This window comes from Methylophilus sp. UBA6697, assembly GCF_002454655.1.
Lineage (GTDB): Bacteria > Pseudomonadota > Gammaproteobacteria > Burkholderiales > Methylophilaceae > Methylophilus.
This window is the reverse complement of sequence record NZ_DKJH01000016.1, coordinates 19,255-36,605: the sequence shown is the minus strand read 5'-3', so window position 1 is coordinate 36,605 and position 17,351 is coordinate 19,255. Positions and strand designations below refer to the sequence as shown.

The 17,351-nt window shown below is 50.9% G+C and carries 14 protein-coding genes and 1 tRNA gene; 11 read left to right on the top strand and 4 right to left on the bottom strand.

Going from position 1 to position 17,351, the window contains the following annotated elements; all coding sequences use genetic code 11:
* Positions 1-87: 87 nt before the first annotated feature.
* Positions 88-163 (top strand) — tRNA-Glu (locus B3355_RS04950).
* 314 nt (positions 164-477) lie between these two features.
* Positions 478-630 (top strand): PEP-CTERM sorting domain-containing protein, encoded by a 153-nt coding sequence (locus B3355_RS04945; RefSeq protein WP_292780878.1) that lies wholly within the window; start codon positions 478-480, stop codon positions 628-630.
* Positions 631-796: 166 nt separating this feature from the next.
* Here B3355_RS04945 and queF read toward each other — a convergent pair whose 3' ends face one another.
* Positions 797-1,243: a preQ(1) synthase gene (gene queF, locus B3355_RS04940; protein ID WP_019882272.1), complete on the bottom strand. Its 447-nt coding sequence runs from the start codon at positions 1,241-1,243 to the stop codon at positions 797-799.
* A gap of 90 nt (positions 1,244-1,333) precedes the next feature.
* On the opposite strand from queF, the gene smc reads away from it, so the two are divergent.
* From smc to B3355_RS04895, 9 genes are all read left to right on the top strand, one after another.
* A complete protein-coding gene (gene smc, locus B3355_RS04935; RefSeq protein ID WP_292780875.1) occupies positions 1,334-4,843 on the top strand; it encodes a chromosome segregation protein SMC in 3,510 nt (1,169 codons plus the stop codon).
* 52 nt (positions 4,844-4,895) lie between these two features.
* Complete coding sequence (locus B3355_RS04930) at positions 4,896-6,371, top strand: cell division protein ZipA C-terminal FtsZ-binding domain-containing protein (protein ID WP_292780872.1); 1,476 nt, start codon at positions 4,896-4,898, stop codon at positions 6,369-6,371.
* Position 6,372: 1 nt separating this feature from the next.
* Positions 6,373-8,460 (top strand): NAD-dependent DNA ligase LigA, encoded by a 2,088-nt coding sequence (ligA, locus tag B3355_RS04925; RefSeq protein ID WP_292780869.1) that lies wholly within the window; start codon positions 6,373-6,375, stop codon positions 8,458-8,460.
* A gap of 58 nt (positions 8,461-8,518) precedes the next feature.
* Positions 8,519-9,340, top strand: coding sequence for a hypothetical protein (locus B3355_RS04920; RefSeq protein ID WP_292780867.1), 822 nt, complete (start codon positions 8,519-8,521; stop codon positions 9,338-9,340).
* Positions 9,341-9,514: 174 nt separating this feature from the next.
* Complete coding sequence (locus B3355_RS04915) at positions 9,515-10,078, top strand: PEP-CTERM sorting domain-containing protein (protein ID WP_292780863.1); 564 nt, start codon at positions 9,515-9,517, stop codon at positions 10,076-10,078.
* A 177-nt stretch (positions 10,079-10,255) separates the two neighbouring features.
* On the top strand, positions 10,256-11,203 hold the full coding sequence (gene msrP, locus B3355_RS04910) for a protein-methionine-sulfoxide reductase catalytic subunit MsrP (RefSeq protein ID WP_292780860.1): 948 nt from the start codon (positions 10,256-10,258) through the stop codon (positions 11,201-11,203).
* A gap of 1 nt (position 11,204) precedes the next feature.
* Positions 11,205-11,828 (top strand): sulfite oxidase heme-binding subunit YedZ, encoded by a 624-nt coding sequence (locus tag B3355_RS04905; protein WP_414683408.1) that lies wholly within the window; start codon positions 11,205-11,207, stop codon positions 11,826-11,828.
* 72 nt (positions 11,829-11,900) lie between these two features.
* Positions 11,901-12,428 carry a DoxX family protein gene (locus tag B3355_RS04900; RefSeq protein ID WP_292780857.1) on the top strand — a complete coding sequence of 176 codons (528 nt, stop codon included), beginning with the start codon at positions 11,901-11,903 and terminating at the stop codon, positions 12,426-12,428.
* 207 nt (positions 12,429-12,635) lie between these two features.
* The gene (locus B3355_RS04895) at positions 12,636-14,945 is read left to right on the top strand and encodes a putative bifunctional diguanylate cyclase/phosphodiesterase (protein WP_292780854.1); all 2,310 of its coding nucleotides are present in this window, start codon (positions 12,636-12,638) and stop codon (positions 14,943-14,945) included.
* Here B3355_RS04895 and B3355_RS04890 read toward each other — a convergent pair.
* Genes B3355_RS04890 through B3355_RS04880 form a run of 3 tightly spaced genes read right to left on the bottom strand, consistent with a single transcriptional unit; the run spans position 14,942 to position 17,336 of the window.
* Positions 14,942-15,850 carry a flagellar motor protein MotB gene (locus tag B3355_RS04890; RefSeq protein WP_292780851.1) on the bottom strand — a complete coding sequence of 303 codons (909 nt, stop codon included), beginning with the start codon at positions 15,848-15,850 and terminating at the stop codon, positions 14,942-14,944. The two genes, B3355_RS04895 and B3355_RS04890, sit on opposite strands and share 4 nt — an antisense overlap.
* Entirely contained in the window at positions 15,850-16,602 is a 753-nt protein-coding gene (locus tag B3355_RS04885) for a flagellar motor protein (protein ID WP_019882287.1), read from the bottom strand. Before B3355_RS04885 ends, B3355_RS04890 begins: the two co-directional genes overlap by 1 nt.
* Positions 16,602-17,336, bottom strand: a complete 735-nt coding sequence (locus B3355_RS04880) for an RNA polymerase sigma factor FliA (protein WP_019882288.1) — start codon at positions 17,334-17,336, stop codon at positions 16,602-16,604. Before B3355_RS04880 ends, B3355_RS04885 begins: the two co-directional genes overlap by 1 nt.
* Between the last annotated feature and the right edge of the window lie 15 nt (positions 17,337-17,351).

The following is a 17,351-nucleotide window of genomic DNA, read 5'->3' as shown; positions in this document are numbered from 1 at the left end:
GCATGGCATGCAAGAGGTCATCGGTTCGATCCCGTTTACCTCCACCAAAATTTGTCAGTTGTTGTTATCGGTTAGTTCCAAGGTTTTGACCCCATCGTCTAGAGGCCTAGGACACCTCCCTTTCACGGAGGCGACCGGGGTTCGAATCCCCGTGGGGACGCCAAAAATCACTTAGTGATTTCTAGCAGTAAATTCAATTATGTAGAAAATCCATATGTGCTGATGTATCGCACATATGCGAAAAATCTGTTTTATTTCTTAATACACTCTCACTAGCAAGATCATACGAAAAATCCTCAGGATTTCTACGTGCGGGATAAATTATTCGTACTGCGCTGTCAGGGTAAGTTATATCTCAAGCTGGCCCCCAGAAAATCATTGAATCGGCGCTAAAGATTTAAGGCTTATCGAACGTTAATGCTATTAACGTGCACCCATGATGGGATTCGGCATTCATAAAAATAGAAGGAAACAAATATGCTATCGAAAATAACCTTACTTGCAGTGCTGCTGATTTCAACGGTGGCTTATGCAGCCTCTGAGCCACTCTCCGTACCAGAACCCGAAAGCATGAGCTTGATTGTCATGGGTTTAGGGCTGATTGGCGTGATCGTGGCTAGAAAGAAATAGTCCTGAGTAGTCAGCTGAAATAAAAGGCCTCACTTAATGTGGGGCTTTTTTATGCGTATTGCGAAGATACGCCTGAACGTATAAAGGGGATGCTAGATTCTTGTGTGATATCACATGGCGATAAAAAGCCCGGCAGGCCGGGCTTGATATTTCTTCGCTTTAGCTTTTATCCGCGAATATTACTTTGCGCAGAAAATTGCGATAACTCTACATATGGCTGAGGCTGCCAGCCTGCTGCGCGGTGTTCTGCCACCACATTGGTGAAAATTCCGCCACGCACATAAAACTTGGCAGTCACGCGCATGAATTTCGGATCGATCGCGCTGACCAGGTCATCCAGAATCTGGTTGGTAACGGCTTCATGAAAACAACCTTCGTCACGGAATGACCACATATACAGTTTGAGGCTCTTTAATTCCACACACAATTTGTTGGGAATGTAGTCCAGGTAAATCACTGCGAAGTCAGGCTGGCCGGTTTTCGGGCACAGGCAGGTGAATTCCGGCACTTCCATATGAATATGAAAATCGCGGTTGGGATTCGGGTTATCAAAAGTCTCCAGCGTCTTTGCCGCTTGGGCTGTTGGCTTGCCACCGAGTAAATGTTCGTTCATTGCACTCATGTTTGTTGATTGTTTCTTGATAAAAATGGGTATTATACCGCTTAAGCAACCATTCAAATTCTTATAAGCGGTTTTCTTACTTTGCGTCTGACTCATTTAAAACTGGCGGGGTTCAAGTCTTTTGTCGATCCGACCACCATACATCTGCATGGGCAACGTGTGGGTGTGGTTGGCCCCAATGGCTGTGGCAAATCGAATGTCATGGAGTCCGTGCGCTGGGTGCTGGGGGAGTCGTCTGCCAAGGAAATGCGTGCCGACGCCATGGATGCCGTTATTTTTAATGGCTCGTCCAATCGAAAACCGATCTCTCGGGCCAGTGTTGAACTGATTTTTGACAATAGCCTGGGGGGCGCCAATGGCGAATGGAGTCAATACGCCGAAATCTCTGTCAAACGGGTGATTGAGCGCGATAAAGGCTCGACCTATTACATCAATAATATTGCAGTGCGCCGACGCGATGTCGCTGATTTGTTTTTAGGCACTGGCCTGGGCGGGCGTGCTTATGCCATTATCGGTCAAAACACCATTTCACGGATTGTAGAAGCCAGGCCGGAAGAGTTGCGTGTATTTCTGGAAGAGGCCGCCGGCATCAGCAAATATAAAGAGCGCCGGCGTGAGACTGAGCTGCGTTTGCGGGATACGCGTGAAAATCTTGAACGCGTAGAAGATATTTCGCGTGAAATGAACAAGCAAATTATCAAGCTGGAAGCGCAGGCGTTAGTGACGCAAAAATTTCAGGCTTTGCAACAGGCACATCAATTAGCCGAGGCGCAATGGTGGTGGCTACGTAAACGCGACGCCGTGTTAGCACATGAAACGGCCTCACAAGCGGTTGAGCAAGCCGTGAATGCCTTAGAGGCGCAAATGGCCAGCTTGCGCAATCACGAGCTGCAGCTTGAGCAGTTACGCCAGCAACATCAGGAAACTTCCAATCAGTTACATACCGCACAAGCCGCATTTTATGAGGCGAATTCGCAGGTCTCCACCCTTGGACTGCAGGTGAAGCAATCTGAAGAGGCGCGGGATCGCTTGTTGCAAGAACAGCAGCAATTATTGCGGCAGATGGAGCACAGGGCGCAGCAGCACAAACAGCTGCAAATGCAGCTGGTAGAAAAAAATAGTGCACTGACCACAAGCGAAAGCTCGGTAGCGCAGCATGCACTTGATTTGAACAGCATGCAGCAAGGCTTGCCAGAGCAAGCGAGCCAATTGCAGGTGGTTCAGCAAGCTGCAAATCAGGCACAGCAAGCCGTACAGCAAAGCCGCCAGCACATGCAACTGGAACAAAATAATGTGAATTTTATCCAGCGTAACCTGGCTGAAGTCGCACAACGTTTACAGCAGTTGCAGAATGAACTTGGGCAGTGGGCCTTGCCGGACATGCAGGCCTTGGGCGCGCATCAGCAGCAGTTGGCTGAGCAGCAAGCTGCCTTGCAGCACGACGAGCTGCAATTGGTGCATTTGCGTACAGAAGAAAATACGCAGCAACAGGCGTTGCAGCAGGCGCGCCATGACTGGCAACAGGCCCAGCGCGCGCTGCATCAATTAGAAGCCGAGATTCAGTCGCTACAGAAACTGCAGCAAAGTATGAAGCAGGATCAGCAATTAGGTCCGTGGCTGCAAAAGACAGGCATGCAATCAGCGCAGCGCTTGTGGCAGGCGATACAGCTTGATAGCCAGTGGCAGCCCGCCCTGGAGGTATTCCTGGGGCATAAGTTAAATGCGGTATTACCGGAAAATCACCCTGACTGGTCGCAATTGCCGCATCCGCAAGCGGCTTTGGCAGTTGCCCAAGCGGCGATCGCGACTGAAATATTGCCAGAGCAATGGCATGGTTTGCCTAGTCTGTATAGTTTATTGACGATCAAGCAAGCAGACGTCTCTGCGGCCTTGCAGCACTGGCTGGCTGGGGTGTATGTGCTAGATGACGTGCAGCAACTTTCGCATTATCAAGCCAAATTGCCAGCAGGGGTAAGCTTGCTGACCAAAAATGGCGATGTTTACCAGCGATATAGTGCCGTTTTTCATGGACGCCAAAATCAAATGCAAGGCGTGCTAGAGCGTCAGCAGCAATTGGATACATTGCAGGCAGGTTTGAGCCAGTCGCAAGACGACGTCACAGCTGCGCAGCAGCAAGTGCAATCGCTGGAAACCAGTTTGCAGGCAACGCGCCAGCAACAACAGCAAAGCCACCAGCGTATTAAGCAGCTAACGAGCAGCATGCACGAAGCGCAACTGCAGGTATCACGCCTGCAACAGGCGCATGATAATGCCTTGCGCCGCCAGACCGCCTTGCAACAAGATATTGCACAGGCTGAAAGCCGCCAGGCTGGGCTGAATGCGGAAGTTGCACAGGCGCAGGCAACGATTGCCAAACATCAAGCACAATTTGCCGAGCTAGAGCAAGCCGCGCGTGAAACACAGACGCAAAAACAGCAGGCCGAGCAAACCTATTTTAATTTGCGTGATACTGTACAGCAGGCTGAAAAAGCACATCAGTCACAAGTGTTTGAGCAAACGCTGCTTAAAAATGCGGTGGGCGATTTACAGCAGCGTTTGACGCAGAATGAACAGGAAAGCCAGCACTTGCAGCATCGCCTGCTTGAAACTGAGCAGGCATTGGCGATTAGCAATATGGAAGCGCTCAAGGCCAATCTGGCCCACGCGTTGACGCAGCAGCACACCTGTGAACAGGCACTTGCGCAAGCGCGAAACCAGTCTGCGGAGCAGGAGGGTGCATTACAGGCGCAAGAGCGACATCGCTTGCAAATCGAGCAGCAATTGCATCCACTGCGGGATGCCGTAGAGCAACGCCGCCTTAAGCAGCAGGAGTGTCGCCTGCAAGTGGAGCAATGCCAGTCCGCTTTGGCTGAAACCGGTCTGGATGAGGCGCTGATTCAGCAAGGCCTGGACTTGGATAGCCAGGCGCAGGCCTTGGCGCAAAATACCCAGAAGCTACAGCAACAGATACAGCAACTGGGGCCAGTGAATATGGCGGCGATTGAAGAGCTATCGGTGGAGAAAGAGCGCAAAGGTTACCTGGATAGCCAGTTAAAAGATTTGCTGACTGCCAGTGAAACGCTGGAAGAGGCCATTCAGAAAATTGACAGGGAAACGCGCGGCAAGCTGCGTGCGACCTTCGATGAAGCCAACCGCAATTTTGGCGAATTGTTCCAGACCTTGTTCAATGGCGGCAATGCCAAACTTGAATTACTTGGTGACGAGATCCTAGATACTGGTGTACAGGTGTTTGCGCAGCCGCCAGGCAAGAAGAACACCACTATACAATTACTTTCCGGTGGCGAAAAAGCGCTGACGGCGATGGCGCTGGTGTTTGCCTTATTCAGATTAAATCCGGCCCCATTTTGCCTGATGGATGAAGTGGATGCACCGCTGGATGACAGTAATACCGAGCGTTTTTGCCAGTTGGTACGTGTGATGTCAGAAAAAACGCAATTCCTGTTTGTGTCGCACAACAAAATCACGATGGAGATGTCACAACAGTTGATTGGGGTCACGATGCAGGAGTCTGGTGTATCGCGAATTGTCGATGTTGATATCGATGAAGCGATACGCATGCATGCGGCTTAATGCCAGTTTTGTTGTATTATTATGCAAGCGTTATTAAGGATTGTAAGGTCACATGTCTGATTTGTGGATGATATTGGTGTTGCTTGGGGTCAGCATCGTTCTGGCAGTGGTAGTTTTTAACTGGTGGCAGGAAAAAAAATATCGCAGAGATGTTGAATATCGTTTTAGCCATACCCGTGGTGATGTTCTGGATAGCGACACTTCTTCTGTGAAAACCAGTGATGCTGCTAAAGCCGATGGCTTGAAAAAAGAGCCACTTAAAAAAGCCAGCACGGATAAACATGTGGTTTCAGAAGACGTCGAAGGCTGGATGTCTGAGCCACGCGTGCGCCAGTCTGCCAAGGTTGAACCTGACTTCACGGTAGGTGAGTCCGCTAAAGCCAGAATTAATGCAGCGACAACGGCAAGTTTCGATAAAAATGGCTTGAATTTAAACAAGCAGCCTGGTGAAGCAGCAGTCGCTGCGTCGTCAAAAGTGACGCCAGCCAAGACAGAGCCTGCCAGGGTTGAGCCTGTGAAGGTCGAACCCGTTATTTCAGCCAAACCTGAGGCAAGCGCGCCCGTCGCGCAATCTTTTGATGACATCCAGCAACCAGCCTTTGAACAGCCCACTTTAGATTTTCCTGAAGAGTCTTCAGTAGACGATGAAGATGACTCCGTCCTGACTGCGCACATTGAAGAGTCTGTGCTGCCAGCAGCCGTACACACTTCCATGGATTGGGTTGGGCTGATCGATGCACCGCTGGGCGTGATGCTGGCAGAGCTCGAAGACATGCAAGCTGAAGTCAGGACCTTTCCGCAGCATGCAACGTTGTGGGCACAAAGCTCGGCCACTGGCGACTGGCAAGATGTGCTGGCACTGGATGCCAAAGCCCTGCAAGACCAGACACCCGCCAGCCAGGTTGCCTGTAGTTTGCAGTTGGCCGACCGCGGTGGCCCGGTGGATGAAGAAACCCTTAAACGATTCCAGAAGTCCATGGAAACCCTAGCGCGTGCGCTTGGGCTCACTGTGCACTGGCAAGGCGGTTACGAGCCGTCACAACAATCGCAATCTATTGACGCATTTTGTATTGAAGTCGATAAAGCAGTCGAATTTCATGTGCTGGCTAATCAGGGCATGTTCCACGCGACCAAGTTACGGGGCCTGGCCGAGGCTTGTGGTATGCAACTGAGTGTAGATGGCCGCTTTGAGTCATTCAACACAGAAGGCCAGCTGGAGTTTTCTGTGCGTAACTATGAAGGTAAACCGTTTTCGGCGGATATGCTGAAAACGGCCGTGATGACTGGCGTTACGTTCCAACTGGATATCCCGACCACGCCAAATAGCTTGCGTGTGTTTGACCATATGGTGGATATTGCTGCAAGCATGGCGAGCAGTTTAAGTGCCAGCATGATTGATGTGAATCGCAAGGCCATCGGCGATGCACAACTGGATAAAATCCGCCAGCAACTGAAAAATATCTCCAATGCCATGGCTGCGCAGGGGATCACTCCTGGCAGCAGCCACGCCAAACGCCTGTTCTCTTAATATGCCAGCTCAAGAAGCTGCGCTGCTTTTACAACAGCTTAAGCAGCGCATTGCCGAATACGATTATCACTACTATGTGCTTGATGCGCCGCTGGTCAGTGATAATGAATATGATGGCATTTACCGACAGCTGCTTGATCTCGAGCAGCAATATCCCGAATTGATTACGGCAGATTCGCCCAGCCAGCGTGTAGGTGGCCTGGCGCTGGCTGCATTCGACAGTGTGCAGCACCGGCAGGCCATGCTGTCGCTCAATAACGCCTTTAGTGACGAAGAGCTAGAGGCATTTGACCGGCGTGTACGTGAAGGCGCAGACCAGTCGCAAGTAGACTACGCAGTGGAACCCAAATTCGATGGTCTGGCGATCACGCTGACTTACGAACATGGCGTGTTTGTACAAGGCGCGACGCGTGGCGATGGGTATACCGGCGAGAATGTGACGCATAACCTGAAAACCATCCGTGCCATCCCCAGTCGCCTGAATATTGCACATCCACCCGCATTGCTTGAAGTGCGTGGTGAAGTGCTGATGCTGAAAAAAGACTTCGAAAAGCTAAACCAGCAACAAGCGTCTGCCGGTGGCAAACTATTTGCCAATCCGCGTAATGCCGCGGCAGGTAGCCTGCGCCAGCTAGACTCAAATATTACGGCTAAACGGCCCTTGCATTTTTTTGCTTATGGCCTGGGGGCTAGTGAAGGCGTACCTGCGTTGCATTCGCATGCCGAGGCCATGCAATACCTGGCTGATTTACGCTTCCCGGTCTCTGAGTTGCGTGGCGTTAAAACTGGTGCGCAAGGCCTACGTGACTATTATGCCGAGATTGGCACCAAACGCAGTAGCCTGCCATTTGATATTGATGGCGTGGTCTACAAGGTGAACGCTTTTAGCCTGCAGGATGCGCTCGGTTTTGTCTCACGTGCACCACGCTGGGCAATCGCCCATAAATTTCCCGCCGAAGAGGCTGTCACGGTGGTGGAAGATATTACCGTGCAAGTAGGGCGCACTGGCGCGATTACACCAGTGGCGCGCCTGAAGCCTGTATTTGTCGGTGGCGTCACCGTGACTAATGCCACTTTGCATAATGAGGACGAGTTACGCCGTAAAGATATTCATATCGGCGACACAGTGATTGTGCGGCGGGCAGGTGATGTGATTCCTGAAGTGGTGGCTGCCAAGCCTGAATTACGACCGGCAGACGCACGCGTGTTTATCATGCCATCCATATGCCCGGAGTGCGGGTCACACGTCGTACGGCCGCAAGACGAAGCCGTGGCACGTTGTACCGGCGGCCTGATTTGCCCGGCGCAGCGCAAGCAGGCGATTACGCACTTTGCCTCCCGCCGCGCCATGGATATTGAAGGCCTGGGTGAAAAACTGGTGGATCAATTAGTTGAACGCGACCTGGTGCATCACCTGGACGATGTTTATCGCCTGAACTTGCCCGTATTGAGCGAATTGGAGCGCATGGCTGAGAAGTCTGCGCAGAATGTGCTGGCCGCCATTGAAAAAAGCAAACAGGCCACCTTGCCACGTTTTATTTACGCGCTAGGCATACGCAATGTCGGTGAGGCAACAGCCAAGGATCTGGCGCAGCATTTCGGTAATCTTGATGCTTTGATGGCCGCAGATGTGGACGCGCTGATGCAAGTCAACGACGTCGGCCCGATTGTGGCCGAAGCCGCTTACCAGTTTTTTCAGGAACCACACAACCGTGAAGTCATTGCCGAGATGCGTGCACTTGGCGTGCAGTGGGCCGATATTGCCAAAACAACCACATCAGCCACATTTGCCGGAAAAACCTTTGTACTCACTGGCACTTTGCCCACGCTCAAACGCGATCAGGCACAGGCGATGATTGAAGCGGTTGGCGGTAAAGTTAGCGGTAGCGTTTCAGCCAAAACCAGTTATGTGGTGGCTGGCGCCGAGGCTGGCAGTAAGCTGGAAAAGGCGCAGCAACTGAATATACCGGTGCTGGATGAATCTGCTTTACTTGCGATGTTGCAACCCTCTGCAACGCCGACAGACTTAATTGAAGCACCTGCGTTAACACTCTCAGAAACCTCACTCACCCAATCGGATTTATTTTGATATGAATTCAAGATTAACTTTAATAGTATTGTTTAATTTATTGATTATTAATGAATCAATGGCTAAAGATGCTGCGTTGGAAACTTGCGATAGCGCGGTAAAAAACCAGCAGTATGCACAAGCCATCCAGGTCGCCGAGCAACACGCCAGCCAGGCAGAGTTCTGGCTGTGTAAAGGCCGTGCACAATCCGGGCTGGCCCAAAATGCCGCTGCGCAGCAAAGTTTTAAACAAGCCATCAGCTTGAAACCGACAGGGCTGGACTTGATTTCTGCCCATATGTTGCTTGGTAACGCACAGCTTGAAGCTAAAGTGCATGACGCCGCGCTCGAAAGTTATCAGCAAGCCCTCAAATTCAGCGAGCAGCAAAATATGCGCCGCTATGCGCGCATTGCACACAACCTGATTGGCGAGGCATATTTCGAGATCGGCCAATACGCTGAATCACTCAAGTCATTTGAAGTCGGCGAAAAACTCGCCATGAACGACGACGAGCGCGCTGACAGTTTCATTCACGAAGCCATGGCCTACCAGAAACTGCAACAAGTAGATAAAGCCATCGAGCACCAATTAAAAGGCGTCATGATGCTGCGCAAGTCTGGCACACCTGATCAATACGCAGAAGCCAGCCTGACCTTGGGTCAGCTGTTTTCAGCAAAAAAAGATTACGTGAGTGCAGACAAAACCTACCAGCGCCTGATGGAATATGCCCATGACAATGGTGGTGAGTTCTATGAAGCTAAAACCGCGATTTATTGGGCAGAAAACAAACGTGCACAAGGCGATGCCGCGGGCGCTGCGTTATTGGTTAAACAAGCTGAAACCATTGCGGCCAAGTTGAAAGATGCTGAACTGGACGAATTGCTGGCGAAAACCAAATAGGTTACGCGCAACAATCAACGCCGTGATGTCTGCATCTTGATCCATGAGCAATGACTAAAGATGACCTAGTCTGAGTGTCACTCGACATTGCCATTAAAATGCACTAGCATTTCGCCGGCATCAATTTAATTAATGTATATATATCAGGGGAGATTTTCAATGAAAGCGATCGCTATGAAAAGCATCGTAGGTGCGGCATTGTCTGCATTTATGCTGGCAGGCACAAACATGGTACATGCCGCCACATACAACTTTAATTTTCCAAGCTACACTTCCAATGTGGTGAGTTCTGTCGGCTCTCTGTCAGCAATAGATATCGGCTATTTCTGGTCTGTTTCACGTGGTGATCAAGTGAGTGAAACGTTTAGCGGATCCGGCCTGTTTGGCACGACCAGCCTGGAACTGGAGTTGAATGTCACTCAGAATGTGCTGTCACAAGGCGCGTCAGTAGATTGGGATGTACTGGTCAATGGTGTTGATGTAGGCGATTGGTCATGGACAAGCACCAGTGGTACCGGCCTGACATATTTGAGCTACACCTTTGCGGCGATCTCTGGCGAGTTCAATTCGCTGGCACTGGTTGTGAAAAATGAAGTGCCTGGTGGCCTGGGCTCTATTGCATTAGGTGTGAATACAGAGGCGAGTGTGAGCAACAGTGTAGTGCCTGAGCCAGATACCTTAGGCTTTTTGCTGGCAGGCCTGGCAGTTATTTCTTTAGTGCAACGCAAGCGTGCTTAATTCGGTTAAGCACGCAGTGAAAAGGCGCCTTGAGCGCCTTTTTTTGTTTTTGAAAGCCTGTTCTATCGTCCTAACGCCTCACTTGCAAAAGATTTACCTTTTTGCTGGAATCCCCTGTAAGGTTTCCCTGTCATATGCGACAAATAAGCATACACAATCAGGCAGACAGGAAATTTTATGCTACTGGATAACAATCGCCGCAATCCTAGCGGTATTTTGCCTTCAGAAATCACGCCACAAGCCGTGTTTGAGCAGCGCCGTAATGTATTAAAAGCGGCGGGCGTGGCGGCAGCCAGTCTTTTACTCCCTACGCAGGCGCACGCGGCACAAACGCTAGACTTTCAGAAAACAGCTTATGGCAAAGAAGAGAAGCTGACCAGCGTTGAAGATGTGACCAGCTATAACAATTATTACGAGTTTGGCACAGGCAAGGAAGACCCGGCCCGCGAGGCGGTGTTGTTTAAGCCGACGCCGTGGACGATCAGGATTGAAGGCGCGGTGAAGCAGGCGAAGACCATCAGTATTGAGCAACTCATGAAACTGGCACCACTGGAGGAGCGCATTTACCGTATGCGTTGCGTGGAAGGTTGGTCTATGGTGATTCCGTGGGTTGGGTTGCCGCTCAAAGCGCTTATCGACTGGGCGCAGCCAACCGGCAATGCCAAATATATTGAGTTTATTTCTTATAACGATCCACGCCATATGCCTGGAGCACGTATTCCAGTGCTGGATTGGCCTTACAACGAGGGTTTGCGCATGGATGAAGCCATGCAGCCGTTAACGATTCTGGCGGTTGGTTTGTATGGCAAAGTGTTGCCTAACCAGAATGGGGCGCCTGTGCGCCTGGTGGTGCCATGGAAGTATGGTTTTAAAGGGGCCAAGGCCATTAGTACGATTCGTTTTGTTGAGCAGATGCCGAACACCTCCTGGATGAAGGCGAGTGCACGCGAGTATGGTTTTTACGCCAATGTGAATCCGCAGGTGGATCATCCGCGCTGGACACAGTCTTCCGAAAAGCGCATCGGCGCAGGCTTGTTTGCCGGGCGCATTAAAACCAGATTGTTTAATGGCTATGATGAAGTAGGGCAGTTATATGCCGGTATGGATTTACAGAAAAATTTCTAGCATGACTATGCCGCAATGGTTCTCTGCATGGTCAGCAAAGGCAGCAATCAAATATCTTAAATGCCTGATCTGGCTGGGTGCACTTATCCCTGTTTCGCGCTTGATTTACCTGGGTGTTAGCGATGGTCTTGGCGCCAACCCGGTCGAGTTTATTGAGCGCTCTACCGGCACCTGGGCATTGGTGTTTTTACTGCTCTCGCTCAGCATCACGCCGCTCAGGCATCTCACGCAACAAGCCTGGCTGATTGCGGTGCGTCGCTTGCTGGGGCTATGGATGTTTGCTTATGCCTGCCTGCACGTGACGACATATCTCTGGTTGGATTACCAGTTTGACTGGGCCGATATTGTGAAAGATATCGTCAAGCATCCTTACGTGCTGGTGGGGGCGGCTGCCTTGTTGCTGACCTTGCCCCTGGCAGCAACGTCTAACCAGCGCGCGATAAAAGCACTCAAGCAACGCTGGAAAAGCTTGCATAAGCTGGTGTATGTGATTGGCGTACTGGTGTTGCTGCACTTTTGGTGGCTGGTGAAAAAAGATGTGACTGAGCCTGTGATTTACAGTCTGGTATTTGCGCTGTTGATAGCACTTCGTTGGCTACCTTTCTCAAGTAATAGAGAAAGTTAGCGGTAATATGTAAGGTGCTTTCTAGATTGAAGACTAAGTAATACTACTTCAATCCTGGAAAGGCAGCCGCCCATGTTTCAATATTTCGTTCGTCACTCTTTCGTTCTCAAATATCAATCCCTGATTTTAACTCTCCACACGGTGAATGACTGGCTACCGGGTTTGCTCTTACGCCTGATCTTGGCCTGGGAGTTCGGTGAAGCAGGGTGGGCCAAGCTGCACGGTCAAAACTGGTTTGCAGATTTGCAATTTCCTTTCCCGTTTGATTTGTTGCCCGCGGAGGTCAATTGGAATATTGCCATGACCTTTGAATTAGTCGGTGCTGCTGCGCTACTGCTGGGGCTGTTTACACGTTTTTTCAGCCTCAGTCTGATGGTATTGACCGTGGTAGCGATTGCTAGCGTGCATTGGCCAGAGCACTGGAGCAGTATGGCGGATTTATTCAACGGTTACCGTTTTGAGGACGTGGAGGGGGATGGGTTTGGTAACTACAAACTGCCGCTGATTTACCTGTTAATGCTGTTGCCTCTGGTGACGCAAGGGGCCGGAAAATGGAGTTTTGACCGCTTGTTGTCACATCTATGTGACGGTCGCCGATGACAGTTGTTAATGTCTGGCCTTAGCCATGAATTTGTCTTGACATCAATTTGCTTTTTGACACATCATCGTAAATATAAAAGGGAGCAATCAATGCTGGATTGACTCCCAACTAAAATTCTTCGGGGGTGTGTCATCTTAACAACCGACGGGCAGAGGGTGCCTAGTTGTCGGCAGTTAGATTTTGCACTGCGGTTGTGAAAGTATGCGATGTCTATAGTAAATATCGAGCCAAATGCAGTGGTATTGGCAGGTCAGGTCTTGAGTGCGTCACGCAGTTCGGAGGCTTCAGCGCGCTTGAACGCTTCTTTTGGCCTTGGCGCTTCTTTGGGCGTAAGTCACGCCTTTGATCAGTGGCGCTCACTGGTCGATTATTCCGGTTTTTATATTGCAGCAGAGACCGATTCTCTCGGCAATTGCCGCTCTGTTATGGTCTGCCATACACTTGAGTCGGGGTGTGACTTGTGGGCTTGCCTGCCACTGATCACACATGACCCGATTAAATCCATCCTGGCGCAGCCTGCGCCAGAAATTACTCAGCGTACGATACAGATTGCCTGCCATGACAGCCAAAACCGCTGGCTGGAATGCAGTGCCCATTACTTTAGCCTCGAGACTGGTGAACCGCGCAGCCTATTGCTGGTGCGGGAGATCACCAATGAACAGCAGTCTGCTTTGGCGTTTCAACAAGAGAAGTTACGTGCGATTGCCTATGAACGCTTTCAATTTTCTATTCTGGAGTTGATCCTAAAAGAACAGGATGCGGTCAGGATTTTAGAAAAAATGGTGCGTGATATTGAAGCGATGCACGCTGATGTGTATTGCGCGCTGGTGTTAACAAAAAATCTGGGCAAACTGGTACAAACCGTGATTGCCCCCTCCTTACCGCAAGCATTGCTGCAAACCTTGCGCCAGTTGCAGCTTGAAGCCGGTAATGGCTCACTGGCAACTGCCATCGCCATCAAGCAGCGGGTGATTGTCGAAAATGTGATGACGCACCCTTATTGGGGCAATCACCGGGAGGCTGCATTGGCCTCAGGCGTGCAGGCAGGGTGGTCTGAGCCTATCTTAAATGCAGATGGTGAGGTACTGGGGGCGTTTGCTATCTATTATCGCCAGCCACAAACGCCAAGTGCGCTTGAGCAATCCATGATAGAGCAGGCGACCAAACTGATGAGCCTGGTGGTTGATCGCCACTTGTCACAAGAGTCGATTCAAAGCCTGGCCTACCTGGAGCCTGTCACTGGCTTGCCCAACCGCAAAAGGGCTTATGAGGTGCTGCAGCAATTACGTGCGCAGCCTGCTACCGATGCGCATTGGGGCGTGGTATATATCGACCTCGATCACTTTAAATGGATTAATGAGGCGCATGGCCATGCCGCAGGCAATAGCTTGTTGCAGCAAGTGGCAGAACGGTTGCAAAAAGTGGCCGAGCCGCACTTTACTGCTTGCATGGGTGGCGACGAGTTTCTGGTCTTGCTTTCAGGCCTGGCGGCATCCGCGGATAAAGCGTTGCAGCAGCTATTATCGATGCAGCGTAAACTGCAAAAGGTGTTCGAGCGCCCGTTTAAAGTCAGCGGTCAAAAATTGCCGATTACGGCCAGCATGGGCTTATGCAGCTTTAACGATATCAGCACGGGCGACACCGATTATGTGAAAGCCGCCGATATTGCCATGCATAAAGCCAAGCAGGGCGGGCGTAACCATGCCTGTGTGTATCAGCCAGGCATGCAGACTGAAATTGCGACGCAAGTCATGCTTGAAACAGAGTTGCGTGAAGCTATCGCCCAGCAACAGTTGCGCTTGCATTACCAGGTGCAGGTCGATCATACCGGTCGCCCGTTTGGTGCAGAAGTCTTGTTAAGGTGGCTGCATCCGCAGCGGGGCTTGATTTCACCGTTGCAATTTATTGCTGTGGCTGAAACCAGCGGCCTGATTATCGAAATCGGCATGTGGGTGCTAGACCAGGCTTGCGCCCAAGTTGCGCTCTGGCAACAGTCATTAAATACCCGCGAGCTGAGTTTATCGGTCAATATCAGCGCGCGCCAATTTTGCCAGGCCAATTTTGTGGCGATGGTCAAAGCCTGTATTCAGCGCCACCAGATTAACCCCAATGCATTGCGCCTGGAGCTCACAGAAAGCGTCTTGCTCGAAAACGTGGATGATGCCGTGCGTATCATGGCCGAACTGAGCCAACTGGGGATTCAATTTTCGCTGGATGACTTTGGTACCGGTTATTCGTCGCTACAGTATTTGAAGAAGTTACCGCTGTATCAACTTAAAATCGACCGCTCGTTTGTGAATGATATTGTCACCGATAGCCATGATCGTACAATTGTGCGGACGATTATTGCCATGGCACAAAGCATGTATCTCAGTGTGATCGCTGAAGGTGTGGAAACACAAGAGCAGATGGAGTTGCTATTGAATAACGGCTGCCGCCGCTATCAGGGCTTTTTGTTCGGTAAGCCGATGCCGATTGAACAGTTTAACGACTGGTTGCAGGAAGCGCTGATTTAGCGGATCGATGGTGTTGCTGCGCTGGTTGTCTCTTGGCTTGTTTCTTGTGCCGGTGCTGAACTAGATGCGGCGTCTGTTGACGGCGATGTGGCATCCACTGCACCAGCCTGTATTTCTTGCCTGTTAGCCACATTGCTGGTTTGCTGGGCACTGCTTTCAGCCGTTAAAATTCGGATAGTCATGCGCGTATTCATTGCTTGTGCCAGCGCATTGTCACTGCTCGACACAGGCTTGGTCTCTGCCATGCCGATGGCGGTCAGTTGTTTACTGGCAATGCCTTGCGCTACCAGGCTGGCGGTGATATGCGCTGCTTGTGCTGCCGTTAATTCCCAACGCTTGGTTTCTGCATCTGCCTGACCACTAAACAGTTGTTTATCGCTATGGCCTTCGACCTGTATGGTGCGGTATTCGTTTTTTAGCTGCGCACTCAGTGCATTCAAGATCGCTGGTGCTTGTGCGCTATAGCTCGTCTGATTGTTGTTAAACAGCAGGTTGCTTTGAATATCAACCTCAATCCCGAGTTCAGACTGGTACACCGTGATCAGTTTCTGTTCTATCCATGGCGTGAGTGCATTCGCCACTTGCTGGCCGATCGCACGTACCTTTTCCTGGTCGCGCAGCTTTTTCTCTTGATATAAATAGCTTAATGGCAAGGGCTTGAGCACGGAGCTCTGGTTCTGCAACGTGGCTTGTGTCTGGGCTTCAGGTGCATCCGTTTGCCCCGGTTTGCCTTGAAACGCAGTGACCACGGCACTGGAGAGTGCGCGGTATTTATTCAGGTTGATGGTCGAGGTCGCGTACATCACCACAAAAAAGGCAAATAGCAGGGTGATAAAGTCGGCGTAAGAAATCAGCCAGCGTTCGTGGCTTTCATCATCCTCATCCAGCTTCTGGCGTCTGTACATCAGGACTCCCGCAGGTGCAGGTAGGACTCAAGGCGCTCAGTGACCAGTTTAGGGTTATCCCCGCGGGCAATCGACACCCAGGCATTGAGCAACATCTCACGTCTGGACATTTCGTGCTGGACATGGCCTTTTAATTTATTTGAAATCGGCAAAAATACCAGGTTAGCCAATGCCACACCATAAATGGTGGCCACAAAGGCAACCGCAATGCCACTACCGATTTTGGCCGGGTCAGACAGGTTTTCCATGACGTGAATCAGGCCCAGTACAGCGCCCAGAATACCAACTGTTGGCGCATAACCGCCAGCAGCCGACCAGATTTTGACGGCTTCGCGTTCCTGTAATTCATAGTAGTACATATCAATGGCACACACTTCGCGAATACGGTCAGCGGGCGTACCGTCAACCAGCAATTGCAAGCCTTTGCGTACGAAAGGATCTTGCTCGCGCTTGATATAACTTTCCAGCGACAACACGCTTTCCTTGCGCGCCTGCAAGCTCCATTGATTGATTTTAATGGCGAGTTTTTTTCTATCGTCCTGTGGGTGCACAAACACCAGGCGTAGCATGCGCATGCCTTTGATGAATTGCTTGAATTCGGTTTGCAGTAACACCGCGCCAGTCGTGCCGAGAATGACGACGACAAACGCTGCAGGCTGCATCAGCGAGTTAAGGTGACCGCCGTCGATGACTTGACCAACTACCAGTCCGGCGAGGGCGATGACCAGCCCGGCGATACTGCCCCAGTCCATCAGGCCACTCCGGTCCAGGATTTATCGCGCATAGACGCACGCAAGCGCGCCACTGCCTGGCTATGCAACTGGCAGACGCGTGATTCTGAAACGCTCATAATGGCGCCGATCTCTTTCAGGTTGAGCTCTTGCTCGTAATACAAGCCCATGAGCATTTTTTCGCGCTCGGGCAAGTGGTCGATCGAGTCGATCAATGCCTCGCGGAAATCACTCTCCAGCAATGATTTGACAGGGTCACTGGTATCGTCATCGACATAACGGTCAAGAAAGTGCTCGCCGCCATCGTCGTCCTGAAAATCTTCGTAGTAAATCAGCTGGTGGCCCTGGCAATCACTCAAGACATCATAGTAGTCATCCAGCGTGAAGTTCATATGCTTGGCAATTTCGGACTCAGTTGGCGGACGGCCAAACTTTTGTTCCAGTTGCTGTACGGCGACTTCGATATCGCGCATATTTTTGCGAATGCCGCGTGGCAGCCAGTCAGCGCCGCGTAACTCATCCAGCATGGCACCGCGCACGCGCTGTGACGCATAGGTTTCAAATTGTGCGCCGTGATTATCTTCGTAACGCTGAATCGCATCCATCAGGCCGATCATGCCAGCTTGCACCAAGTCATCGAGCTCGACGCAGGAGGGCAGCTTGGCTTTTAACTGATAAGCCATTTTTTTGACCAAGCCGCTATGCTGTTTCAGCATTTGATCTGTATTTTGAGTCTTGCCTTTAGCGGTATACATGTTTTTCCTCTTTTT